Origin of the sequence: Burkholderia sp. RF4-BP95 (assembly GCF_001521985.1) — a bacterium.
Classification (GTDB): Bacteria; Pseudomonadota; Gammaproteobacteria; order Burkholderiales; family Burkholderiaceae; genus Burkholderia; species Burkholderia diffusa.
Genome location: NZ_LOSX01000085.1, coordinates 37,266 through 59,809 on the forward strand (window position 1 = coordinate 37,266; position 22,544 = coordinate 59,809).

Here is a 22,544-nt window from a genome sequence, read left to right on the forward strand (position 1 = left end):
CACAGCATGAGCAATCACAAGGATGCCGGCCACGGCACGACGATCATCAAGCGCGCGCACCGGCGCCACGAAGCGCATTCGGGGGGCGCATGGAAGGTGGCGTTCGCGGATTTCACCCTCGCGCTGATGGCGCTCTTCATGGTGTTGTGGGTGATGAACGTGACGCCGGAGGAGGAGCGCAAGCGGGTGGCGGTTGCGATCGGCGGCAAGCCCTTGTTCGAAGGCGGGGTCGGCATTTTCGAGCAGGAGGCGCGCAGGCCGATCGTCGCGCCGATGGTGGACATTCGACCGACGCGTCCGGCGCCGCGGTCGAAATCGTCCGGGCAGGGACGCACGATCGATTCGCTGGAAGCGCGCCGGGCGCTCGCGATGCGCATCCTGCATGAAGCGCGGAAGCAGGGGATGGAGACGGATGTCGGCGTGACGATCAACGACCAGGGCGTGCGCATCTCGATTCACGACTCGGACAACAACGGCATGTTCGAGCGTCGCAGCGACAAGCTGAGCGCGTCGTTCGTCAAGCTGTTGGCGGCGTTGGTGCCGGTGCTCGATTCTGTCACGAACAAGATGGTGATCGTCGGCCATACCGATGCGACGCGGTTCGCGGGCGCGTCCGCGTTCAGCAACAACTGGAGCCTGTCGAGCCGGCGCGCGTTGCGGGCGCGGCAACTGCTGCTCGATGGCGGCATCGACGACGCGCGGCTGTTCCAGGTGCTGGGGATGGGCGACAGCATTCCGGCCGTGCAGGACAACCCCGAGCACGGCCGGAACCGGCGCGTCGAGCTGTTTCTCTTGACGATGCGGGCGGAGGATGCGTGGCGGCGCCAGTTCCGTGGCGAAGGCGTCGGCGTGGAGCAAATCAAGGATGGCACCGCGGAGCCGGACGGCACGGCGCCGCGCGCCGCAACGGATTGACGGGTCGGACGCGGCCTTCGGCCGGCCGCGTCGATGAACGACGTCCTGCGCCCTTCTGACATTCGGCGAACGATGCGTAATGGGAACGTATTTCCATACGTATTGCGAAATGAATAAAAATATTCCACGCTCGTTCGAATTTCCGGCGCATTTTGGAATCGATTTCCCTGGAAGCCGAATTACCATGAATGGCCATGGAATACGTTTCCATTCGCAAAGTGTCGGCACCCTCCGCACGCTTGACGGGCATCGATCGAGCGTGACGACCACCACGACGCTGCGAATCATGGGGGCAGCCGTCAACCCGGTTGCGCATGTCGTCGGTGCGGGCACGGTCTCGGTGACCGCCGCTCGAGATCGTCGGGGCCGCGCGATGCCACCGAGCATCGCACGGACGTCGAACGCCACGGAGCCCATGGCGACGCCGCAGTGATTCCCGCAATCGAGTTCGATCGGACCCAAATCCCGTCACTTCCCGGACGAAAATGGAATCATGATCACTCGACGTACGTTACTCAAGACGATCTCGCTCGCGGGATGGACGCTTGTGGTGCCGCCGGTGCATGCCGCACCGATGCTGCCGGCCTCTCGCCCGAACCTGCACGATCCCGACTACGATCCCGTCACCATGTTCAAGACGGTATTGACCACCGGGCTCGGACAAATTCCCGAAGTCGGCTGGCTCGTGTCGGGCCTCGTCAGCCTGCTGTGGCCTTCGGACAAGCCCGACATCTGGGCGCAGATACGCGAGCGCGTCGAGCGCATGATCGACGAGAAAATCGACGACACCGTGTACAGCCTGCTGAAAGCGAAACTCGACGGGCTCGGCGACGTGTTGAAGCAATACTTGTCAGCGGTCAAACTGGGAGACAACGAAGCGATACGCATGCAATTCATCGCGACGAATACCGAGTTTGTCGGCGCCGCCCCTCAGTTCCAGAACGAAAAATTCGCATGGGTGCTTGCGCCGCTGTGCGCGATGTTCACGAATCTGCACATGACGCTGCTGCGCGACGCGGTACTCAACGGCAAGGGATGGGGCTGGCGCAGCGATTACTACGCGGGCATCGTCAAACAGGCGGGCGATACGGCGAGCCGATATGGAAAATATCTCGACAAGGTGATGGCCGACGGGAAGGCGCGGCTCGACACGCATGCGCCAAGCTCCCCGGGGATGCACAACACGGACATCTACGCCTACTACCGGCCTTTCTATACGAAGCGGACACTGCTGATCGACGATTTCCGGACGCTGCTCACCTGTCTCGACCCGACGCAGCATGCCGGCAAGGTGACCGACATACCGTTCAAGGACGTCTACAGTGCGGCCTACGGCACGGCCGACGACTGGGACGTGTCTTGCGCGCAGATGTCGGGCATTGGCGTCGATGTTCCGTATAGCCGGCCTCTGTCGTCGATCGCGAGCATTCATGTCGAATATTTCAACGCAACGCCGCGCGTGGTCGACGTCAGCTATCCGACCGGAAAAGGCCCCGAGATGTGGCGTGGCGAAGGCCGAACCGACCGCTACGGGATCATTGCGGACGACCTGGACGGCGTGGAAAAGCAAACCTTCAGGTTTCCGCCGCCTGCCGACGGCAAGCGATACAACATCGTGGCGGCTCATCTCAGGAGTGGCGATACGCCGCTGGAGCTGGGTCTGGAGTTCGACGACGGCAGCATGCAGACCTTGTGGAACCGGACGGATCTCGGTGGCACGCGATACATCGTGTCGGTGCCGGGCCGCATGCTGACAACCTTGAACATGTGGACCCGAAGCGGGTTCTACGACAGCGATCTGGGATGCATCATTTTCGGCTTCAGTGTCGATACCCGCTACACGCCTCCTGCCGTCAGGGAACTGATGTACGTCAGTGCGGTGGCGCAGCCGAATACCGGGCCCGACTGCCTGCCCCGATCCATTTCGACGCAATTGCAGTCGCGTCGGGACGCGTTCTGGCGAGACGTGACGGCGCACGTACCCGGAAGGGGACGATCGTAGCCGCCCGGGCGCGATTCCGGCGGACCGACGCAGCGCGTTCGGCGCTGCCGTTCATTCGAGCGTGCCGATGACTTCGATCTGCCGTTGTTCCGGAATCTCGTTGTAGGACAACACGTGCAAACCGGGCGCGAACACGCGTGCATAGCGCGCGAGCAGCGGGCGCAGCAGCGGCGGGCCGATCAGGATCGGCGCATGACCGAGCGACCGCATTCGCTCTCGTGCGCCCGGCATTGCACGTTGCAGATTCGTCAGCAGTTCGGGCGCAATCGCGAAATGATCAAGCGCCACCTTGCCGCTTTGCTGTGCCTGAGCGAGCGCCGCGAGCAACGCGCTTTCGATGTCGACCGCGAGACCGAACGCCGGCACGTCGCGACGGTGTCCCACGATGCCCGCGACGATTTCGCGGCGCAGCGCGCACCGCACCTCGGCGGCAAGCAGGATCGAGTCGCCGGCGGTTTCCGCGTGTTCCAGCAAGGTCGTCGCGATCGTGACGACATCCCGAAGCGACACCCGCTCGGCGAGCAGCACGTGGATCACCTGGCGGATGCGGTCGTGCGGCATCGCTTTCTCCAGCGCCTCGAGCAGGCGCGGCGCGATTCGACCGAGGCGCTGCAGCAGCGCGCCCACGTCATCGTGCGTGAACAGGGCACTCAGGTTGTCGCGCAACAGCTTGTCGACGTGTGTCGCGATGACCGACGTGCAGTCGACGACCTGATACCCGAGACCGAGCGCGTGCGCCTTGTCGTCGGGCTTGATCCACGTGACCGGCATGCCGTATGCCGGGTCGCTCGACGGGACGCCGTCCAGCGACCCATAGGTCGTCTGAGATGGAATCGCCATCAGGCAATCCGGATGCAGTTCCGCGCGTTCGATTTCGACGCCGTGGAACAGCACCGCATAGTGGCTGTGCGGCAGCGACAGGTCGTCGCGCACCGCCACGGGCGGAATCAGGAACCCCATCGATTCGGTCAGCGCGCGCCGCATCCCGTCGATGCGCCTGCGCAGCGGCGCGCCGTGCGATGGATCGATCATCTCGACGAGGCGATAGCCGACCCGCACGCCGAGCGGTTCGACGAAGCTGATGCCGTCCCAATCCGGCTCGTGCGCGGCGGATTCCCTGAGCGCGGCTTCGAGCGCATCCATCCGGGCGTCGTCGCGTTGCGCCCGCGGACGTCGTGCGGCGCGCCAGGCGACATACGCGAGCACCAGCGCGAACGTGCTGAACGGCAGCCATGGCATCCCCGGGATGAGGGCGAGAACCAGCATCACGGCCGCCGCGCTGTACAGCACGTTCGGCGACGCCAGCATCTGGCGGCCGACCTGCTCCTCGAAGTCGCCGGAATCGCTGACGCGCGTGACGATCACCGCGGCGGCCGCGGACAGCAGCAGGGAAGGGATCTGGGCGACGAGGCCGTCGCCGATCGTCAACAGCCCGTACTGCGTGAACGCCGCGCCGAAATCGAGGCCGTGCGCCAGCACGCCGATCGCGATCCCGCCGATCATGTTGATCAGCAGGATGAGGATGCCGGCGATGGCGTCGCCGCGCACGAATTTCGACGCGCCGTCCATGGCGCCGTAGAAATCGGCCGCGGCCGCGACGTCGCGCCGGCGCGCCTGGGCCTGATCCTGGTTGATTAGACCGGCATTCAGATCCGCGTCGATCGCCATCTGCTTGCCGGGCAATGCGTCGAGCGTGAATCGGGCCGACACTTCCGAAATGCGTTCCGCGCCCTTCGTAACGACGACAAAGTTGATGATCATCAGGATCACGAAGACAACCAGTCCGACCACGAAGTTGCCGCCGATCACGACCTTGCCGAACGCTTCGATCACCTGGCCGGCCGCATGGGTGCCGTCGTGGCCTTTGAGCAGCACGACGCGCGTCGACGCGACGTTGAGTGTGAGCCGCATGAGCGTCGTCGCGAGAATGATCGTCGGGAACACCGAGAATTCCAGCGGGCGCTGCACGGACACGCTCACGAGGATCACGACGATCGCGAGCACGATGTTGAACGTAAACAGCAGGTCGAGCACGACGGGCGGCAGCGGCAGGATGACCATCGAGAGCACCGCAAGCAGCACTAACGGCGTCGCGTATTGATACTGCCGCAAGTCGTGGAACAGGTTCTTCAGCGGGTTCATGATGATTGCGCGTCGTCGAGAAAATCGGGAATCGGAACGTCCGACGGCCGGACCGGGCGAACGTGTCCACGCCCTTGCCGGAACGCCTTCAGGCGCAGCACGTAGGTCAGCACTTGCGCGACGGCTTGATAGAGCGCGGCGGGAATCTGCTGGTTGACCTGGCTGGTCTGATAGATCGCGCGCGCGAGCGGCGGAAGATGCAGCACCTCGATGCCGTGCTCGCCGGCGATGCGGCGGATCGCGAGCGCCATCTCGTCGACGCCCTTCGCGACGACGAACGGCGCGGCGGCGCGCTGCTCGTCGTATTTCAACGCAACGGCATAGTGCGTCGGATTGACGATCACCACATCGGCGTCGGGCACCGCACGGGCGAGCGCGCGTTGGGCGGCCTGGCGCTGCAGCCGACGGATACGCGATCGCAGTTCGGGGCGTCCTTCGTTGTTGTTGTGCTCTTCCTTGATTTCCTGCCGGGTCATCCGCTGGCCCCGCAGGAACATGAAACGCTGGAATGGCGCGTCGATCAGCGCGAAAACCAGCATCACGAGCGCGAGCGCGAACGCGCCGTCGGTCGTGAGGGCAAGACCGCGCGCAAGTGCGTCGGGCAACGGCAGCCGCCGCAACCGCAGGAATTCGCCGATCGTCGAATGACTGATGAAGGTCAGCACGCCGATGATGGCGAACGCCTTCAGGACCGACAGCGCGAACGCGCCATGATGCCGTGCCGTCACGAGCCGGCCGAGATTCGTCGCCGGATCGAGCCGGCTGAATTTCGGCTTCAGATTGGCGACGGCAAACAGCCAGCCGCCCGGATACAGCGCGCCGACCGCGACGCACAGCGGCACGATGAGGAACGGCGCGACCATCTTTGCGAACATCAGCAGCGACGCCGGCATCGCGATCGACCATCGGTTGGCGAGCGTGTCGTCGCCCGTCATGTCGGCGAACGCGAGCGAGAACAGGCCGCGAAAGGCGTCGAGCCACCATGGCGCGAGCATCGTCATCGCTTTCAAGGCGAGCAGCACGCCGATCGCGGTCGTCAGATCGCGGGAGCGCGCGACTTGCCCGTTCTTGCGCGCGCGGCGCAGCTTCTGAGGGGTCGCCCTCTCGGTCTTGTTTCCCGAATCCTGGCTAGCCACGGCCGGCTCCCAGATGCCGCTCGAGCACGTCCAGCACGTGTGCGGTCATATTCAGGTAGTCGCCGGGCAGGCCCGTCACCACGCCGCCGAGCATCAGCATCCCGAACAGCGTCGTGAGCGCGAAACCGACGGAAAACAGGTTGATGCTCGGTGTCGCACGCGACAGGTAGCTCTTGCCGATCTGCAGCACGATCGTCGCGAATACCAGCGGCGCGGCGAGCAAGGTGGTCGTCGACAGCACCCAGCCGACCTGAAAGACGATCGGCCGAAGCGACACCATATCGATCGACTGCCCGACCGGCCAGACCCGGAAGCTCGCATACAGCACCTGCACGACGATCAGATGCGCGTCGATCGAAAAGAACAGCAGGATGCTGGCGACGAGCATCAGACCGGACACGACATCCGACGTCGCGCCGTTCAGCGGATCGTTCATTACCGCCATCGCGAGCCCCATTTGCGTCGAGACCAGATAGCCCAGCAGCAGAAAGACCGCATGAACGAAATGAAACGCCGCCCCGAACAAGAGACCGATCAGGATCTGCTCGGCACACAGGAGCGCGCCTTGCGCGGAGAACACGCGCACGCCCGCGTCGCCGGCCACGGGCAGCGCAATGGTCGCGAGCAACAGCGCGATCATCGTGCGCATCCGCATCGGCACGGCGTTGTCGCCGGCGAAGGGCGCCGTGCTCAATGCGGCGAGAATTCGGCAAAACGGCCACCAGATTCGCGCCAGCCCATCCGGTGCGGCGGCAAGGAGCGTATCCATACGCCTATCCGACCCATTGCGCCGCGCGCGCGAAGGTCGCGACGGCGTAGTCCATGAGCGTCTGAACCAGCCAGTGCCCGGCGACGATCAACATGCCGAGCGTGACGAGCAGGCGGGGCAGGAAGCTGAGCGTCTGTTCGTTGATCTGCGTCGCGGCCTGGAAGAGCGCGATGACGAGCCCGACGAGCAGGCTCGGGACGATGATCACCGCGGCCATCACGGTGACGAGGCGAATCGCGTTGCCGACGAGTTCGACGGCGAGATCGGAAGTCAGCATCAATAGGCCCGGATACTGGTGGTCAGCGTGTTGACGGTCAGCGTCCAGCCGTCCACGAGCACGAACAGCAGCAGCTTCAACGGCAGCGAGATGACGAGCGGCGACAGCATCATCATCCCCATCGCCATCAGCGTCGAGGCGACGACGAGGTCGATGATCAGGAACGGCAGGAACAACATCGCGCCGATCTGGAAACCGGTCTTGAGTTCGCTCAACATGAACGCGGCGGCCTTGACGACGAACGCGTGATCGTCCGGCCGCGCAATGTCGCGCTCGCCGGACAGCCGCGAAATCTGCGCGAGACTCGCTTTGCTGGTCTGCGCGAGCATGAAGCGGGAAAGCGGCTGTTCGGCGCGCGCGATGGCTTCGCGAAACGTGATTTCGTCGCGGTCGAAGGGTTCGATCGCGACGCGCCACACGTCGATGCCGACCGGACGCATCACGAGCAGCGTCAGTAACAGCGCGACGCTCGTGATGACCCGCGCGGGCAATCCTTGCTGCAGGCCGAGCGCTTGCCGCATCAGCGCGAGCACGATCGCAAAGCGCAGGAAGCTCGTCATTACGATGGCGAGCGCGGGCAGCAAGCCCAGCAGCGTCATGAACAGCAGGATCTGCGTCTTGACGCTGTAATCGCTGCTCAGGCCGAGTTCCGCGGCGGGCAGGGTCAACGTATCGGCGGCGGCCGGCGCGGCGCCGACGGCCGCGAGCATCGGCACGAGCGCGAACGTTGCAGCCGCGCGCAGGGTTGGAGGCAGCGTCGACGTCATGGCGTGAAATCGCCGAGCTGCTCGAGATCGACGATACGCAGACCGTAGTTCTCTCCGCTGACGACGACTTCCGCGTGGCCGACGGTCGTGCCGTTGACCTTCACGACGAGCGGATCGCCCGCCAGCCTGTCGAGTTCGAGCACCGAGCCGGCGTCGATGTTCATCAGCTCGGCGAGCGACACGGTCGCGGCGCCGACTTCGAGCGTGAGTTGTACCGGGATCTTCGTCAGCAGCCGACGCGAATCGCGCCGCGGCGTCGCGGCGGCCTCGTGCGCATCGTCGGGGAGGTCCGGCTGAAGATCGTCCAGAAGCGCATCCAGATCATCGTGTTTTTGCGAATCCATCGACTACTCCATAGCGTCAAAATCGTTGAGACAGAGCTTTCCGTCGTGTTCGGAAATCGTTGCCGAGAAAAGCCGCGCGCCGGCCACCAGCACGCGCGCCGGCGAATGGAGGCGCACCGGCAACAGGCAGCCCGCGCGTAGCCGCAGCACGTCGCCGAACGGCACTTCGACGTCGATCAGTTGAGCGGTCAGCTTCAGTTGCAGGCGCGTCGCGAGCGGCGCGTCTTGGCATCCGGCGGGCGTGGTGCGGCGCATCGCCGTGGCGAGATGGTCGAACAGCCGGCGCTGCCACGCGTCGTCGAGCGCCAGGGCGATCTGGCCGAGCGCGCGTCGAGCCGCATCCGCGACGTCGCACATCACGAACAGACGGGGGCGGGAGGCGTCCGGCGGCGCGGATTCGTCCGGCGCTCGTGCGGATGGAATCGAGCGGGCGCACGCAAGCGCGAGGTCGCGTGCGAATCGCTGCGCCAATCGTCGCTCGGTGGACGTCTCCGGAGCGGGAGGCGAATCCGGTGCGGGCAGGTCGTCGAGCGGCGTCGCCGGCAACGGTGCTGCGTCGTGCGTGTCGGCGGGGTCCGTCGGGTTTTCCGCCACGGACGGCGCGACGGCGACGGGCATGACTGCCGGCCCGTACCGCTGCTCCAGCAACGCCAGCAGCACGGCGCGATCGACATGGATGCCGATCTCGCCTTCGTCGAGCCGTTCGTATCGCCACGGCAACGTCGAGAGGGCGCCCGCGTCGGAACGGAACGAGACGCGACGAATCGTCAGCGCGACGCCTTGCCGACGTTCCGCGTGCGCGTCGAACACGCCTTCGATGCTATGCGCGAGCGTGTCGCCGAACGCGTCGAGCCGGTGCGTGGGACGCCCGAGCATGCGCGGATCAAGGGTTCGGTGAGGGCCGAGCTGGGCCGTCGTTCTATTTGAACAATGTGTCATCGGTTCTCGATCGGATTCAAGTCGTTTTCGGATTGCCTTGTTTTCGCTCGATGAATCTCGTGCGATATCGCAGTGAATGGTCGAAATGTCGTCGCATGAATGCAAGCGGTCTGAATTCGGCGGCGCAATGAATCGGTGTCACGCGGCAGGCTGCTCGTTGAAGCGCCATGGCGCAAATGCCGATCGCGCCGAATTCCGTTTCGTTGAATACAGTGTGCATCGACCAGCGCGATCGATCCGAATGAATAAAAACGTCCGCCGCCGAGAAATTGTGAGTGGTGCTGACCGGCCCTGAATAGCGTCGTCAAGCGCGGTCAGCTCTGCCTGCGGGCGGATGCGATGAATTCCGCGCGCAACATCGTCGGACTCTGGAAATTGACCCTGAATCAGGGCGCAATTCAAGCGCGGTTTCACGGGTGTTCGAGTCGGATGAGGCCCCGTGGAAATCGCATGATCAGACGCATTGCGGTGCGCCTGATGATTATTCAGCCGGATTCTCGGTATATCAGTGGCGCCCCAATCTCGCATCGACAAGAATGAATTACCGAGCTGCCAACCGACATGTGCGGCATCCGGTTTCGATATGTCGAATTGACGCGTGACGTGTTCGTGCCGAATCGGACGCCGTTCAAAACGAGTTTGATCCTCAATCAATGAATGAGCCAGGAACCATGGAAACGATTCAGCAGGCGCGGTCCGGGTTGCACCGCGAAATGACATTGCTCGGCAGTCCGACGGGTTTGCCGGCCGCCGCGCCGGGGCGCGAGCAACACGACGACATCAACTTCTCGCGCGTGATGCGCGGCGTGCTGAACGCCGTCGATCGGAAGCAGGTGGACGCGGCCGACCGGGCGGCGGCCGTCGACAGCGGTCAAAGCGACGATCTGATCGGCGCGATGCTGGCGAGCCAGGAGGCGTCGCTTTCATTCTCGATGCTCACGCAGGTGCGCAACAAGCTGACGACGGCGCTCGACGATCTGCTGAAGATGCAGATCTGAGCGAGACCACGACCACGATCATTCCCAAAGGGCCCGCTTGTGTTTGCAAGACTGAAAACCGCCGTTACCGGCTGGCTGCCGTCCGACCTGTCGTCGCGGTTACCGTCGTCGACCACGTTGACGCGGCTGCTGCCGCTCGTCGTGTTCGCGATTGCGTTGACGGCGCTCGCCACGCTCTACATGCGCTACGACCAGGCGAACTACAAACCGCTGTTCGGCGCGCGGGAGCCCGTGCAGTTCGACGACGTGGTGTCCGTGCTCGACGCCGATGGCATCGGTTATCGCATTCATCCCGACACGGGGCAGGTGCTGGTGTCGAACGGCGATCTGGCGCGTGCCCGGATGATTCTCGCGGCGCGCGGGGTGACGGCGAAACCGGCGCCGGGACTCGACCAGGTGGACCGTGACGACCCGCTCGGCACCAGTCAATTCGTGCAGGACGTACGGTTTCGCCGCGGCCTGGAAGCGGAACTCGCGCAAAGCATCGCGACGCTCGACCCGGTGGAGCGTGCGCGCGTCCATCTGTCGATTGCGAAGTCGTCGTCGTTCGTGATGATGGATGGCGAGAAAAGTGCGGCGTCGGTCGTGCTGACACTCAAGCCGGGGCGTCGGTTGTCGAAGGAGCAGATTGCCGCCGTCATCAATCTGGTGGCCGGCAGCGTGCCCAATCTCGCGCCGGCGCAGGTGGCCATCGTCGATCAGCACGGGGCGTTCCTGTCGGCGCGCGTCGATCTGGACGGCGACCTGTTCGGCGACGATGCGGCGGCCCGCATCCGGGACGAGGTCGCACGGAACGTGCACAGCCTGCTCGCCCCTTCGCTCGGCAGCGGCAGCTTCCGCGTGAGCGTGACGGCCGTCGTGAACAACGACCGCGTCGAGGAGACACGCGAGCAATACGGCGCCGAGCCGAAGGTGCTGAACGAGGCGACGCGTGACGAACAGAATCGCGATCGCGTCGCGCTCGGCGTGCCGGGCTCGCTGAGCAATCGTCCGGTGGACGTTCCCGCGGCGTCTAGCGCGGCGGCGGACGGCGGCACACGGCGCAACGCGACGACCCGCCAGTTCGCGTACGACCGCAGCATTCGGCAGATCAAGCGCGGGCGTGGTCAGCTCGAGAAACTGAGCGTGGCCGTCGTGCTGGACAACGCGGCGTCGCCCACGAAGGGGAAGCCGTGGTCGGCGGATCAGCTCGGGCGGATCGACGGAATTCTTCGCGGCGGCCTGGGCATCGATGCCGCGCGAGGCGACCAGTTGATCGTTTCGTCGCTCGACTTTGCAAAGGCGCCCCCGGAGCAGCCGTGGTGGCTGCGGGCCGACACGCTCGAACAGGGCGGATGGTATCTGACCTACGGATTGGCTGCGCTGTTCGGCTATCTGGTGATCGCGCGTCCGCTGCTGCGCATGATGCAGCAATGGGTTCAGCACACGTACGGCGGCCCCGCCGGCGCCACCCCAACGCCATCGCCGCCGCACGACGAGCATGCGGCGGCGCCCGGGCAAGGCAGTGAAGGGGCAGGGCCGGGCCGGGGCATGCCGCTCCTCGGCGATATCGAATTGCCGCCCGCCGGCTCGGGCCTCGAAGTGCTGATCGACTACCTGCACACGCTGTCCGAGAAGGAGCCGGAGCGGGTTGCCGAAGTCGTCAAACAATGGATCAGGAACGATGGACACGCCAGTCACTGACGCCCGCGTGCGGGGCTCGATCGAGCAGGCCTCGATCATTTTGCTGAGCGTCGGCGAGGCGCGCGCGGCCGACGTGCTGCGCTGCCTGTCGCGCGACGAGCTGCTCAAGATCACGCAGACCATGTCCGGCATGGGCGGCCTCAAGGTCGACACCGTGAAGGCGGCGCTGCAGCTCTTTTTCGACGAATACCGCGAGCAGAGCGGCATTCACGGCGCGTCGCGCATGTATCTGCAGCGCGCGCTCGATCTCGCGCTCGGACACGACATCGCGAACACGGTGCTGGACAGCGTCTACGGCGACCGTATCCGCCCGAAGATGGCGCGGCTGCAGTGGGTGTCGCCGCGCTGGCTCGCCGACCGCATCATGAACGAGCACGTCCGGATGCAGGCGGTATTCGTCGCGTTCCTGCCGTCGGACCAGGCGACGAAAGTGATCGAGGCGCTGCCGCCCGAGACGCGTGACGTCGTGCTGTTCAACATCGCGAAGCTCGATGAGGTCGAGCACGCGTTGATCGCGGAGCTCGAGGAACTGATCGAGCACTGCCTGACCGATCTGGATCGGCGCGGCGCCGTCGTCGAGGGCATCCGTCAGGCCGCCGAGATCATCAATCGCCTGTCGGGCGACCGTCTGCGGATGATCGAGCTGATGCGCGCGCACGACCCGGGTGTCGCAACCGAGATCGAGACCAGCATGTACAGCTTCGACATGCTGGCGCGCCAGAACGATGCGGCGCTCGGTCGAATCATCGAGATCGCGCCGGTCGAGGAATGGGCGGTCGCGCTCAAGGGCGCCGAACCGGGCGTGCTGGCCGCATTGCAACGCGTGATGCCGAGGCGTCAGGTGCAGGTCTTCGATGACGCGATTCGCCGCACCGGGCCGCTGCCCGGGACGCGCGTCGAGCAGGCACGCCGCGACATCATGGCGCGCGTGAGGGCGCTGGCCGACGACAAGGAAATCGAGTTGCGGCTCGTTGATGAGGACGTCGTCGAGTGAAGACCTATCAGCGTTACCGATTTCCGCCGCTCCGATCGCCCGGGACAACGCCGCCGCCGGCCGGCGCGCTCGCGTCCGCGGCAGAGCCGTTGGATCCGCCATTCGACGCGCGCATCGAAGCGGGCTACCGGCAGGGCGTGGCGGACGGCTATCGCGCGGGTTTCGAGCGCGGTGAGGCCGACGGCTTGCGGCAGGGACGCGCGACGGGCGCGCAGGAGGCGAGCGACGCGCTGCGGAGCGAGCATGCGGGCACCGCCGAGGTGCTCGACGCGATGCGGGAGGCGTTCGGCCGGATGCACTCGGAGTATCTCGCCGCGCGCCGCACCGAGCTGGTCGACCTCGTGGCGCGGGTCGCGCGGCAGGTGATCCGCTGCGAACTGACGCTGCAACCCGGCCAGATGGCGGCGCTGATCGACGAAACCCTGGCGTTGATGCCGGCCGCGTCCGGCATACCGGAAGTGCGCCTGCATCCGGACGAATGCGCGCGCCTGTTCGAACTGTTTCCCGAGCGCGCGCAGCAATGGCGGCTGGTCCCGGATGCGCGGCTCGAGGCCGGCGAATGCCGCGTCCTGCTGGGCGGCAATGAAGCCGATGCCGGATGCCGGCACCGGTTCGAGTCGTGCATGGAGCGCGTTGGCGAACAGTTGTTCGCGGCGCCGAACGGCGAAGTGCCGATGGACGCCGTCGCGCCGATGCCGGCATCCGGGGAGGGACGCTCGTGATCTTGTCTGCACTGCGTAATGTCGCGCTCGAACAGGTGCCCGTCGCCCGGCTGACCGGCCGGCTCACCGGCGTGACGGGGCTGCTGCTGAAGGCGTCGGGCTGTCCGCTCGAAACGGGGCGGCGCTGTGTGATCGAGGCAAGCGACGGCGGCTGGATCGACGCGCAGGTGGTCGGATTCAATCGCGACGAGTTGTTGCTGATGCCGTTCAAGAAACCGGTCGGGCTCGTGGCCGGCGCACAGGTGTTCGCCTGTGATCGCCAGGCGGAGCTGCGCATCGGTCGCGCGTGGCTCGGCCGCATCGTCAACGGGCTCGGCGAGCCGATCGACGGGCGCGGCCCGCTGACGGGCAGCGTATTGCTCAAGCCGGGGCAGTCGGTCAATCCGCTGCGCAAGCGTCCGGTGCGCGACGTGCTGGACGTCGGCGTGCGGGCGATCAACGGGATGCTGACGCTCGGGCGCGGCCAGCGCGTCGGGCTGATGGCGGGCAGCGGCGTCGGCAAGAGCATGTTGCTCGGCATGATCACGCGCGCGACTGCCGCCGACGTCGTCGTGGTCGGGCTGATCGGCGAGCGGGGCCGCGAGGTGCGCGAATTCGTCGAGCACGCGCTCGGCGAAGCGGGGCTTGCGAAGGCGGTGCTGGTCGTCGCGCCGGCGGACGAATCGCCGCTGATGCGCGTCAAGGCCGCGGACCTGTGTCACGCGATCGCCGCGCATTACCGGGATACCGGCGCGGACGTGCTGTTGCTCGTCGATTCGTTGACGCGCTATGCGATGGCGCAGCGCGAGATCGCGTTGTCGGTCGGCGAGCCGCCGGCAACGCGCGGGTATCCGGCATCCGTGTTCGGCATGTTGCCCCATCTCGTCGAGACCGCCGGCAACGGCGAGGGCGACGGCAGCATGAGCGCGATCTACACGGTGCTCGCGGAGGGCGACGACCAGAACGACCCGATCGTCGATACCGCGCGCGCGATTCTCGACGGGCACATCGTGCTGACTCGCGAGCTTGCCGAGCGGGGCCATTACCCGGCGATCGACGTCACCCGCTCGGTGAGCCGATGCATGACGCAGGTGGCGGACGGCGCGCACGTCGCGTGTGCGCGCAAGGTCAAGGAAATGATCGGCCGGCATGAACAGGTGAGGGACCTGATTCCGCTGGGAGGCTACGTCAAGGGGGCGGACCCGGCGACGGACGAAGCGGTGGCGAAGGCTGCCCGAATCGACGCGTTCCTTCGGCAGGACCTCGACGAGATCGCGCGCTGCGACGCGACGCTCGCGCTGCTTCAGGCGCTGACCGAATGAACGACGGACGCACGATCGCGAGTCTCGCGGGCCTGGTGCGCGCGCGCGAAGCCGAAATCGACCGGATCGCCGCGGATCTCGCGCGGCAGGAGGCGATACGCCGGCGTCACCAGAGCAGCCTCGGCGCGCTGCGCGCGCTGCTCGACGGCGCGGCCCGGCCATCGGGCACGGCATCGGCGGCGATGGCCGGGAACGACTGGCGATATCGGCAGGCGTTGCGCGACACGATTGCCAGGCAGCGCGAGACGTTGCGCCTGCATGAGGAGGACATGCGGTTGAGCCGTCAGTTGCTGGCCGCGCAAATGGCCCGGTGCGAGATCTGGCGGCGCGAGCTTGCGCGGCGACGGTGCGCGCTGGCCACCGTCCGGCAGCGTGCGGAGCAACGCACGCAGGATGCGCTGGCCGTGCAGGTGTGGTGGTGGGCGTCGGCATGACGGCAGGCGCGGCGAGCGCAGGGCAGTGGATGCCAATTGGATGAATGGAGAGAAACCTATGCTGAAAGTGACGAATCCGAAGGCGACGGCGGAACAGTTCGCGCAGATTTACATGGCGCGTTCGAAGGATCTGCTGACGATGCAGGTGGCGCGAACGAGCGACGACAAGAAGGCGCAGTTGTCGCTGAGAAACACGCTGACGATGTTCCAGAAGGCGCTGGGCGACGCGGTCGCGGGCGGCAGCCTGATGCGGCGCGCGGCGACGCTGTCGAATCCGCAACTCGCAACGGTGACGCTGGCGCCGGACGCGAAGCCGGGTGAGTACCAGTTTCATGTCGAACGGCTCGCCACCGCGAACCAGCAGGCGATCGACCTGCCGCCCGCGATCGACGCACGCGATGCCGGTCGACTGACGATCAAGGTCGGCGACGACGTCGAAGTCGTCGTCGATATCGCGAGCGCGGACAAGGATGCGGACGGCAAGGTGTCTCCGCAAGAACTTGCACGCGCCATCAATACGGACCGGAGCACGAATGGCGCGGTGCGCGCGGCAATCGTCGGCGACAAGCTTGTCTTGACTGCGGCCCGGACGGGCGCACGGAGCCGGATCACGTTCGCCACCGACACCCTGACCGATCCGGCGCTGGCCGTCGCTTTCGAGGGGGCGCGAGAAACCGTGAAGGCGCAGGACGCGCGAATCATCCTCGGCGACAGGCAGAGCGGCCTCGCGATCGAGCAGGCATCGAACACGCTCGATTCGATCGACGGCGTGAGCATCGCGTTTAACCAGGCCGGAGCGTCCGGCTCGGTGTCGGTTGCCGTCGACAACGCCGGCACCGTGGATGGCGTGAAAGCGTTCGCCGATGCGTACAACGCACTGATGCGCTCGATCGCCGATCTGACGCGTGCCGGCGACGCGGCGCGGGGCGACCCGGGCGGGCCGTTCTCGGCCGATGCGGGCGTGCGCGCGCTGGTCGGTCAGATCAAGGCAGCGCTGCGCCAGCGCGTCGAGGGTCTCAATCTTTACGACCTCGGAATCGATACGGATCGCTACGGCATGCTGAACGTCAACGCGTCGTCGCTCGACGCGACACTGAAGACGAACGCCGCCGCACTCGACGAATTCTTCGGCGACGCGACGCGCGGACTGGCCGGCAATCTGACCCGGGTGCTCGATCGATGGCTGGACGCCGCGAGCGGTCAGCTGAAGCGGCGCGATGAATCGATCGACGCGAGCGAGAAAACGATCGTCGCAAGGCAGGCGGACTGGGATCGCCGCCATGCGAGCGTGCTCGAGCGCTACACGAAGGAGTTCACCCAGCTCCAGATCATGCAGCAAAAAATGGAAAGCACGCTCGAGCAGCTGAAGGCCCTGTTCTCGACGAACAAGGATTGACAGCGGGTCGTACCGCTGTAGTCGGCTGGAGGATCAAGCATCTTGGAATACATCGGATATCGCAGCTACCACGCTGCCAACCTGGAATCGCGGATCGCGAACGGATCGCCGATTCAGCTCGTGCTGCTGCTGACCGACGGGCTGCTCGACGAAATGGCGCGCGCGCGGGCGCACATTCTTGCGCGTCGCATCGAGGCGAAAGGCGCGAGCATCGGCAAGTGCATCGAGCTGGTGGACGGCCTGTCGAGCGCACTCGATGTGTCGTCGGGCAGTGAAGTCGCGACGAATCTTGTCGCGCTGTACGACTACTGCGTTCAACGTCTGAACGAGGCGAGCATCGCACTCGACGTCGCCCCGCTCGACGAAGCCGTGCGACTGATCTCGGTGCTCCGGGAGGGATGGCAAGGTGCGGAAGATGCAGCCGGTTGACCATGCGTCGGCCGTGCGTGTGCGTCTGCGCGTCGCGCTGCGCACGCATGCCCGTCTGCTGAGGGCCATCGTGCACGAACACCGCTGGGCCGATCTGCCGGCGCTCGACGCGGACGTCAGCGCACTGGCGAGGCATTGCGCGGGCGATGGCGCGCGAGATCCGGAGCTGGACACGACGTTGCGGGATCTCGCACGGGCATACGCGGTGGCGATTCGCGGTCTCGCCGACGCGCGCGCGGTGACAGGCCACGCGCTGGCCGGGCTGAGCGAGTTCGAGGAACGGGGGACGGCCTACGCGGCGACGAACGGGAGCGACAGATGAACGGAACCATTTCCACGACACCTCACTTGCGCGATCGCGCGGCGGGGAACGCGATCGGCGACCGGGCTATACCGGAGACAGTCATGCCGGATAGTCGGGGCGAAACGAACGAGACCGTCGCGCCTGCCGGCGACGCGGCACTACTTCCGGTGACGTCGCCGATTAATTTCCACACCGAATCATTCCGGAATGTGATGTCGACACTCGACACGCTTGACCTGCCGGCGGCGCCCTTGTCGGCGGACTGTCGAACGGATGGCGCGTCAGCCGACGGCGACGTTCCGGTCGTGCCTGGGTCGGACGTGAAGCCCGGTCCGGGATTCATCCCACGGGAACTGAGCGGGCAGCACGCGTTCCGCGAAAACCAGGTCATCGAATCCGTTCCGATCCGGCGGCCTGTTTCGCAGCGAAGCGGGGGCGATCGATTTGCCGCTGGCGCCGACCGCGAATCGAGTGCGGAGAATCGGTCCGTTCCATCCGCCATGCAGCCGCGCAGCGAGCGTGCGCGGCCGCTGGCGGTACCAGCAGCCGTCGCGATGGTCGTCGACAAACCGCCGATCGGCGCCAGCGGCGCCGTGCCGGATGGGCGCGTGCCGCACGCTGGCATCGCATGGCCGGCGGCGGCCGACGGATCGGGCGCCGGCGTGCGCGTTGCCGCAGGCCAGGCGGGCACCTTGCCATGGGGGCCGCAACTCCTGAAGGCGCTGGGCGAGCAGATCGATGTGAACGTGCAGCGCGGCGTCGGGCACGCGGTCATTCGTCTCGAGCCGCAATCGATGGGCACGTTGCAGATTGCGATTCGTCACGAGGACGGCGCGCTGCAGATCCGGATGGTCGCGTCGCACGAGGACGTCGTACGCCAATTGCAGGCGGTCGGCGATGCGCTTCGACAGGATCTCGCCGCGCGACAGCACGGCGATGTGACCGTCGTGGTGCGGCAAGGGCAAGGGTTCGGCCATCGCGAGCGCGGCGCGCGGGACGGTGACGCCGGGGCATCGCAGGGACGCAAGCGGCCCGGCGCAGCGCTCTCGGCGGTGGACGCCGCGCACGGCGACGCACGGTTTCATCTCGACGGACGAGCAACACGCTAACGACACGGAAGGGAGCGGATTTCGATGAACAGGAAAATGCTGATCTGGGGCGGCGGGGGCACGGTGCTGCTGACCGCGCTGGCCGCCGGTGGCATCTGGTCTTACCAGAACCAGGCGGCGAACACGCCTCACGCGGCGGCGCCCCCCGCAGCGGCCGACACGCACAAGTACATCAGCGTCGACCGGATCGTCGTGATGCTTCGCATGCCTCCGGACGCCGGCTTCGTGCCACCTTACGTCGAGGAAACCCATTATGCGGTGCTCGATCTCGTGCTGAAGACGACGCCCGCCCAGGAAGCGATGGCGCGTGCGCATATCCCGCTGCTGCGCAGTATCGCCGTGCGGGTGGCGGCGCGCTACACGCTGGAAGACGTCCGCCGGAAGAACCTGTCGGAGATCTCCGCGTCGCTCAATCGCGCGTTCATCAGTTCGTACAAGGGGCGGCACGTCGAGATGCCGTTTGAAAAGGCGATGATCAGCCGGCTTCTGGTGGAGTGATCGTCATGACGACCTGTATCGGCAACATCGACGCGCGAACGCGCCACGCGGACGCGAATCCGGCAGTCGAGCTGGCGTGGCTGCTCGAGTACGCGCCGATCGTCAAGCGTGCGGCACGTCAGTTGAGCTGGCAGGCCTGCGGTGCGATCGCGATCGAGGACATGGAGCAGATCGGACTGATGGGATTGCTCGAGGCGCTGCGCCGGTACGGGGCGCCCGACGCGGCGTTTGGCGGCTATGCGTTGAAGCGGGTGCGCGGCGCGATTCTCGACGAGCTGCGTCGCCACGACTGGCGGCCGCGCATGGTGCGGCAGGACGCGCACCGCGTGCGCGATTGCGAGCGCGACCTGCGTCGATCACTCGGACGCGAACCGACCGAGACCGAGGTGAGTGGCGCACTCGGCATCAGTGCGGCCGAGTATCGGCAGCGGGTGATGGCGGGCAACGCGGAGGCGATGGCGAGCCTCGACAGCCTGCTCGACGGAGAGGCGCTTGCCTTCGTAGAGAGTCCGGAGCGGCGAGTCGTGCAGCGCCGCAGCCTCGAACAGGCGCTCATGCGGTTGCGCGATCGCGAGCAGCGCGTGATTCAGCTCTACTACGAATTCGATCTGAGCTTGCGCGAGATCGCCGCGGTGCTCGGGCTGACGGAAGCCCGCGTCTGCCAGATCAACAAGGCGGCGCTCGGGAAGATGCGAGACGCGATCGGTGACGCATGAGCAGACCATCTTCGCTTGATTCGGGCATTTATCTATTCACAGGGCAAACATGAGACTGTCGACTATGAAACCGCGCGCGCCGCAGGAACCGGGCAGCACGGCGCCCCACGTTGCACCGGTCGGCCGGGCCGGCGCCGCCGCGAATGCGCCGGCGGCCCGCACGGACTTCTCGATCGAGGCGGTCCGGTCCGCACAGGCGGCGCTGCGCAGCCTGCCGGATTTCGACGAGGCGCGCGTCGACGCGCTGCGCATCGCGCTCGCGGAAGGTCGCATTCCATTCGACGCGGGCAGGCTGGCCGCGCTGATTCAGCGTTTTCACGGAGGGCGGGAATGACGCGCAACGAAGCGTTCGCGAAGATCCTCGACGGGATCCGCGTCGATGTGGCCCGCTACGCCGAAATGAAGGGGCTGCTCGACCTGCAGTTCGCCGCCGCATTGCGTCGCGACGGCGCATCGCTGATGGCGACGGGCAACGCGATTCTCGCGCTCGCCGATGCGCTTCGCGCAAGTCACGAGATGCGCAGGCGGTGCATGCACGTGCTCGTCAGCCCGTTGGAGCCGGAATCGATGACGCAGGCATGGGCGGCGTTGCCGGGCCGGGTGCGCGAGCGGCTGACGCGTGTGGTGGCGCAGTTCGAATCGCAAATTCAGGAATGCAGAAACCTGAATCAGCGCAATGCGGCGCTGTTGATGTCGCAGTTTGAAATCGCGCAGCGCGCACTGTACGGCGAGGTCGATACCTATGTGGGTCGGTGACGCGTCGAATTGGCTGCCGACCGGCGCGATACGGGCCGAAAGCGATGCGCCGTATTCTCGCGCGTCCGGATTGGCCGTCGGCGCGTTTCGCGCGGCGTTCGCACAACTGCGGCGCGAGATCGAGACGATCGTTTCCGAGGGTTTTCCTCGCATCGGGGACGACGCATGGCGCGGGGCGCCGCCGCTGCGGCATCCGGGCAGCGAGGCGGCTCGACCGGCGGCGGACGTGGCGCCGGCCCGTCCGGCCACCAGCCCGCGTGCGTTTCTCGACGACATCTTGCCGTTCGCTCGCGAGGCGGCGGCCGCGCTGGGTGTGTCGGTGGATCTGGTCGCCGGGCACGCGGCGCTCGAATCGGGCTGGGGGCGGCATCCGGTGACGATGCGCGACGGGGCGGACAGCCACAACCTGTTCGGCCTGAAGGCGGGTGCGGGATGGGCAGGCAGCGTTGTCGACGTGCCGACGACCGAATTCGTCGACGGCACGCCACTGAAAACGGTGGAGCGGTTTCGCGCATATCCGGATTATCGCGCGGCGTTCGCGGACTATGTCGCGATGCTCAAGGGGAATCCGCGGTTTCGCGACGTCGTCGGCGCGGGACGCGATGCGGCCGTGTTTGCGGCGGCGCTGGCGCGGGGCGGCTATGCGACCGATCCCGCTTATGCGTCGAAGCTGCGCCGGGTGGTCGCCGACGTGGCGGCGTTGCGCGCCGGCCGCGACGGCGGGCTCACCGGGACACGTCGGACGTCGGCAGATCGATCGGCTGCGCGCTTGCCTCGCCGGTAACGCGAGCCTGAATCTCGCGTGCGGCGCTGCCGTTGCCGACGCGCAGGCGCACGATGTCGCCCTGTGCGCCAGGCTGCATCGCCACGCCGGTATTGACGACCTGAGCCGATCCGATGCGCGCGACGATGCGCACGGTCTGGCCACGCCGGATCAGCGCCGGCGCCTGCAGGGCGCGATGCGACAGGGGCTGCCCTTGGCGCAGGGCGCGGCGGTTGAGCTTGCCGATCGCATCGTCGGCGCGCGTCACCGTGTCGGTGAGCGACGACAACGTCCGCACGGCCGAATCGAGATCGTCGCGCGTGAGCGGTTGACCCGCGGCGATGTTCCGCGACGCGACGGGGATCGTTGCGGTGATGCTTGCCCGAGCGATGAATTTCGCGGTTTGGCCGGTGCTCGGGCAGTGCGCGGTGAGTACGATGCGGCTCAGCCGGACCGGCTCGCCGACCGAGATGTCGAACGGCGTTGCGCAGCTGGGCGCAGGGCGGCGCGGCGGCGGTATGACGACCGCGATGGCTGCGTCATCCAGCCCCGCACGTTGCGCGCGCGCGGTCAGTTCCGCGAGCGCCGCGTCGTGTGCCCGGGCTTGCAGCGCGGGCGAAGGCGGGGCGGCGTGCGTGCAGGACATCGGCAGCAGGAGAAGGGCAATCGGGAAACGAATCGTGCGCATGATGTGAAATGGAATACGTTCTAGCCGCGACATAAAGACGAGACGGGCCCGGTTTGGAATCGATGAGCGAAGTGTAAATGAAGGAGAACGAAATGGCATTTGATCTGGCGAACGGGCTCGGGCCGCATCCGGTCGCGTTGAGATTGCGGGCGGCGCGCACGGAGATCATCGCGTCGAATCTGGCGAACCTCGATACGCCTGGTTATCAGTCGCGCGACCTGAACTTTCGGCAAAGCATCGCCGACGCGGCCGGCAACGCGTATCCGGGCGTGCCGCTCGCAGGCGCCGCGACGCTCGGCTATCGCGTGCCGTTCCAGGCGTCGCAGGACGGCAACACGGTCGAGCTCGGCGTCGAGCAGGCGGCATTCGCACAGAACGACATGGATTTTCAGACGAGCATCGCGTTTCTCAACCTGCGGATTCGCGGTCTGCATGTCGCGATCACCGGCAACACGTAATGAA

General features: G+C 66.3%; 27 protein-coding genes. 19 read left to right on the plus strand and 8 right to left on the minus strand.

Annotated features, from left to right (window positions below; all coding sequences use genetic code 11):
• The first annotated feature begins 6 nt into the window (after positions 1–6).
• The 3 genes from WS46_RS28115 (at position 7) to WS46_RS28120 (ending at position 2,917) form a co-directional block, all read left to right on the plus strand.
• Positions 7–915, plus strand: coding sequence for a flagellar motor protein MotB (locus WS46_RS28115; RefSeq protein WP_059692426.1), 909 nt, complete (start codon positions 7–9; stop codon positions 913–915).
• A 79-nt stretch (positions 916–994) separates the two neighbouring features.
• Entirely contained in the window at positions 995–1,348 is a 354-nt protein-coding gene (locus tag WS46_RS35675) for a hypothetical protein (RefSeq protein WP_156443197.1), read from the plus strand.
• 60 nt (positions 1,349–1,408) lie between these two features.
• Entirely contained in the window at positions 1,409–2,917 is a 1,509-nt protein-coding gene (locus tag WS46_RS28120; protein ID WP_059692427.1) for an insecticidal delta-endotoxin Cry8Ea1 family protein, read from the plus strand.
• A 51-nt stretch (positions 2,918–2,968) separates the two neighbouring features.
• Here the strand turns inward: WS46_RS28120 and WS46_RS28125 are convergent, their stop codons facing one another.
• From WS46_RS28125 to WS46_RS28155, 7 genes are read right to left on the minus strand one after another with little or no spacing between them, the layout of a single operon-like run.
• A complete protein-coding gene (locus tag WS46_RS28125; RefSeq protein WP_059692428.1) occupies positions 2,969–5,059 on the minus strand; it encodes a flagellar biosynthesis protein FlhA in 2,091 nt (696 codons plus the stop codon).
• Positions 5,056–6,195, minus strand: a complete 1,140-nt coding sequence (gene flhB / locus WS46_RS28130; protein ID WP_059525810.1) for a flagellar type III secretion system protein FlhB — start codon at positions 6,193–6,195, stop codon at positions 5,056–5,058. The genes WS46_RS28125 and flhB overlap by 4 nt, the downstream gene beginning before the upstream one ends.
• Positions 6,188–6,964, minus strand: coding sequence for a flagellar biosynthetic protein FliR (locus WS46_RS28135; RefSeq protein WP_059692429.1), 777 nt, complete (start codon positions 6,962–6,964; stop codon positions 6,188–6,190). Before WS46_RS28135 ends, flhB begins: the two co-directional genes overlap by 8 nt.
• A gap of 4 nt (positions 6,965–6,968) precedes the next feature.
• Complete coding sequence (gene fliQ, locus WS46_RS28140; protein WP_059525814.1) at positions 6,969–7,241, minus strand: flagellar biosynthesis protein FliQ; 273 nt, start codon at positions 7,239–7,241, stop codon at positions 6,969–6,971.
• Entirely contained in the window at positions 7,241–7,951 is a 711-nt protein-coding gene (locus WS46_RS28145) for a flagellar type III secretion system pore protein FliP (protein WP_373558372.1), read from the minus strand. Before WS46_RS28145 ends, fliQ begins: the two co-directional genes overlap by 1 nt.
• A 53-nt stretch (positions 7,952–8,004) precedes the next feature.
• Positions 8,005–8,352, minus strand: coding sequence for a flagellar motor switch protein FliN (gene fliN / locus WS46_RS28150; RefSeq protein WP_059692431.1), 348 nt, complete (start codon positions 8,350–8,352; stop codon positions 8,005–8,007).
• A gap of 3 nt (positions 8,353–8,355) precedes the next feature.
• A complete protein-coding gene (locus tag WS46_RS28155; RefSeq protein ID WP_257130060.1) occupies positions 8,356–9,162 on the minus strand; it encodes a FliM/FliN family flagellar motor switch protein in 807 nt (268 codons plus the stop codon).
• 800 nt (positions 9,163–9,962) lie between these two features.
• Between WS46_RS28155 and WS46_RS28160 the strand changes: the two genes are divergently transcribed.
• The 15 genes from WS46_RS28160 (at position 9,963) to WS46_RS28230 (ending at position 21,415) form a co-directional block, all read left to right on the plus strand.
• On the plus strand, positions 9,963–10,289 hold the full coding sequence (locus WS46_RS28160; RefSeq protein ID WP_059692433.1) for a flagellar hook-basal body complex protein FliE: 327 nt from the start codon (positions 9,963–9,965) through the stop codon (positions 10,287–10,289).
• A 39-nt stretch (positions 10,290–10,328) separates the two neighbouring features.
• Positions 10,329–11,972 carry a flagellar basal-body MS-ring/collar protein FliF gene (gene fliF, locus WS46_RS28165; protein ID WP_059692434.1) on the plus strand — a complete coding sequence of 548 codons (1,644 nt, stop codon included), beginning with the start codon at positions 10,329–10,331 and terminating at the stop codon, positions 11,970–11,972.
• Positions 11,953–12,966, plus strand: coding sequence for a FliG C-terminal domain-containing protein (locus WS46_RS28170; RefSeq protein ID WP_059525826.1), 1,014 nt, complete (start codon positions 11,953–11,955; stop codon positions 12,964–12,966). The genes fliF and WS46_RS28170 overlap by 20 nt, the downstream gene beginning before the upstream one ends.
• A complete protein-coding gene (gene fliH, locus WS46_RS28175; protein ID WP_059692435.1) occupies positions 12,963–13,688 on the plus strand; it encodes a flagellar assembly protein FliH in 726 nt (241 codons plus the stop codon). Before WS46_RS28170 ends, fliH begins: the two co-directional genes overlap by 4 nt.
• A complete protein-coding gene (fliI, locus tag WS46_RS28180; RefSeq protein ID WP_059692436.1) occupies positions 13,685–14,989 on the plus strand; it encodes a flagellar protein export ATPase FliI in 1,305 nt (434 codons plus the stop codon). The genes fliH and fliI overlap by 4 nt, the downstream gene beginning before the upstream one ends.
• Positions 14,986–15,423 (plus strand): FliJ family protein, encoded by a 438-nt coding sequence (locus WS46_RS28185; protein WP_059692437.1) that lies wholly within the window; start codon positions 14,986–14,988, stop codon positions 15,421–15,423. Before fliI ends, WS46_RS28185 begins: the two co-directional genes overlap by 4 nt.
• A gap of 58 nt (positions 15,424–15,481) precedes the next feature.
• Positions 15,482–16,819, plus strand: coding sequence for a flagellar filament capping protein FliD (gene fliD / locus WS46_RS28190; RefSeq protein WP_059692438.1), 1,338 nt, complete (start codon positions 15,482–15,484; stop codon positions 16,817–16,819).
• Between the two features lie 42 nt (positions 16,820–16,861).
• Positions 16,862–17,248, plus strand: coding sequence for a flagellar export chaperone FliS (fliS, locus tag WS46_RS28195; protein WP_059525835.1), 387 nt, complete (start codon positions 16,862–16,864; stop codon positions 17,246–17,248).
• A complete protein-coding gene (locus WS46_RS28200) occupies positions 17,235–17,570 on the plus strand; it encodes a hypothetical protein (RefSeq protein ID WP_059692439.1) in 336 nt (111 codons plus the stop codon). The genes fliS and WS46_RS28200 overlap by 14 nt, the downstream gene beginning before the upstream one ends.
• A complete protein-coding gene (locus WS46_RS34660) occupies positions 17,567–18,661 on the plus strand; it encodes a flagellar hook-length control protein FliK (protein WP_082725411.1) in 1,095 nt (364 codons plus the stop codon). The genes WS46_RS28200 and WS46_RS34660 overlap by 4 nt, the downstream gene beginning before the upstream one ends.
• Before the next feature lie 24 nt (positions 18,662–18,685).
• Positions 18,686–19,159: a hypothetical protein gene (locus tag WS46_RS28210; RefSeq protein ID WP_063892214.1), complete on the plus strand. Its 474-nt coding sequence runs from the start codon at positions 18,686–18,688 to the stop codon at positions 19,157–19,159.
• A gap of 5 nt (positions 19,160–19,164) precedes the next feature.
• A complete protein-coding gene (gene fliA / locus WS46_RS28215; RefSeq protein WP_059525917.1) occupies positions 19,165–19,875 on the plus strand; it encodes an RNA polymerase sigma factor FliA in 711 nt (236 codons plus the stop codon).
• Between the two features lie 64 nt (positions 19,876–19,939).
• Positions 19,940–20,209 (plus strand): flagellar biosynthesis anti-sigma factor FlgM, encoded by a 270-nt coding sequence (gene flgM, locus WS46_RS28220; RefSeq protein ID WP_156437226.1) that lies wholly within the window; start codon positions 19,940–19,942, stop codon positions 20,207–20,209.
• Positions 20,206–20,631, plus strand: a complete 426-nt coding sequence (flgN, locus tag WS46_RS28225) for a flagellar export chaperone FlgN (RefSeq protein ID WP_059692442.1) — start codon at positions 20,206–20,208, stop codon at positions 20,629–20,631. Before flgM ends, flgN begins: the two co-directional genes overlap by 4 nt.
• Entirely contained in the window at positions 20,618–21,415 is a 798-nt protein-coding gene (locus tag WS46_RS28230; RefSeq protein ID WP_059692443.1) for a glycoside hydrolase family 73 protein, read from the plus strand. Before flgN ends, WS46_RS28230 begins: the two co-directional genes overlap by 14 nt.
• Here WS46_RS28230 and flgA read toward each other — a convergent pair.
• The gene (gene flgA, locus WS46_RS28235) at positions 21,357–22,082 is read right to left on the minus strand and encodes a flagellar basal body P-ring formation chaperone FlgA (protein WP_257130062.1); all 726 of its coding nucleotides are present in this window, start codon (positions 22,080–22,082) and stop codon (positions 21,357–21,359) included. The genes WS46_RS28230 and flgA overlap by 59 nt on opposite strands.
• Positions 22,083–22,174: 92 nt before the next feature.
• On the opposite strand from flgA, the gene flgB reads away from it, so the two are divergent.
• A complete protein-coding gene (gene flgB / locus WS46_RS28240) occupies positions 22,175–22,540 on the plus strand; it encodes a flagellar basal body rod protein FlgB (RefSeq protein WP_059692479.1) in 366 nt (121 codons plus the stop codon).
• Positions 22,541–22,544 lie beyond the last annotated feature (4 nt).

Bases quoted from the DNA above. Each gene is read 5' to 3' on its own strand.
- WS46_RS28115 (WP_059692426.1), top strand. From the start codon at position 7: ATGAGCAATCACAAGGATGCCGGCCACGGCACGACGATCATCAAGCGC.
- WS46_RS35675 (WP_156443197.1), top strand. From the start codon at position 995: ATGGGAACGTATTTCCATACGTATTGCGAAATGAATAAAAATATTCCA.
- WS46_RS28120 (WP_059692427.1), top strand. From the start codon at position 1,409: ATGATCACTCGACGTACGTTACTCAAGACGATCTCGCTCGCGGGATGG.
- WS46_RS28125 (WP_059692428.1), bottom strand. From the start codon at position 5,059: ATGAACCCGCTGAAGAACCTGTTCCACGACTTGCGGCAGTATCAATAC.
- WS46_RS28135 (WP_059692429.1), bottom strand. From the start codon at position 6,964: ATGGATACGCTCCTTGCCGCCGCACCGGATGGGCTGGCGCGAATCTGG.
- fliQ (WP_059525814.1), bottom strand. From the start codon at position 7,241: ATGCTGACTTCCGATCTCGCCGTCGAACTCGTCGGCAACGCGATTCGC.
- WS46_RS28145 (WP_373558372.1), bottom strand. From the start codon at position 7,951: ATGCTCGCGGCCGTCGGCGCCGCGCCGGCCGCCGCCGATACGTTGACC.
- fliN (WP_059692431.1), bottom strand. From the start codon at position 8,352: ATGGATTCGCAAAAACACGATGATCTGGATGCGCTTCTGGACGATCTT.
- WS46_RS28160 (WP_059692433.1), top strand. From the start codon at position 9,963: ATGGAAACGATTCAGCAGGCGCGGTCCGGGTTGCACCGCGAAATGACA.
- WS46_RS28170 (WP_059525826.1), top strand. From the start codon at position 11,953: ATGGACACGCCAGTCACTGACGCCCGCGTGCGGGGCTCGATCGAGCAG.
- WS46_RS28185 (WP_059692437.1), top strand. From the start codon at position 14,986: ATGAACGACGGACGCACGATCGCGAGTCTCGCGGGCCTGGTGCGCGCG.
- fliD (WP_059692438.1), top strand. From the start codon at position 15,482: ATGCTGAAAGTGACGAATCCGAAGGCGACGGCGGAACAGTTCGCGCAG.
- WS46_RS28200 (WP_059692439.1), top strand. From the start codon at position 17,235: ATGCAGCCGGTTGACCATGCGTCGGCCGTGCGTGTGCGTCTGCGCGTC.
- WS46_RS34660 (WP_082725411.1), top strand. From the start codon at position 17,567: ATGAACGGAACCATTTCCACGACACCTCACTTGCGCGATCGCGCGGCG.
- WS46_RS28210 (WP_063892214.1), top strand. From the start codon at position 18,686: ATGAACAGGAAAATGCTGATCTGGGGCGGCGGGGGCACGGTGCTGCTG.
- fliA (WP_059525917.1), top strand. From the start codon at position 19,165: ATGACGACCTGTATCGGCAACATCGACGCGCGAACGCGCCACGCGGAC.
- flgM (WP_156437226.1), top strand. From the start codon at position 19,940: ATGAAACCGCGCGCGCCGCAGGAACCGGGCAGCACGGCGCCCCACGTT.
- flgN (WP_059692442.1), top strand. From the start codon at position 20,206: ATGACGCGCAACGAAGCGTTCGCGAAGATCCTCGACGGGATCCGCGTC.
- WS46_RS28230 (WP_059692443.1), top strand. From the start codon at position 20,618: ATGTGGGTCGGTGACGCGTCGAATTGGCTGCCGACCGGCGCGATACGG.
- flgA (WP_257130062.1), bottom strand. From the start codon at position 22,082: ATGCGCACGATTCGTTTCCCGATTGCCCTTCTCCTGCTGCCGATGTCC.
- flgB (WP_059692479.1), top strand. From the start codon at position 22,175: ATGGCATTTGATCTGGCGAACGGGCTCGGGCCGCATCCGGTCGCGTTG.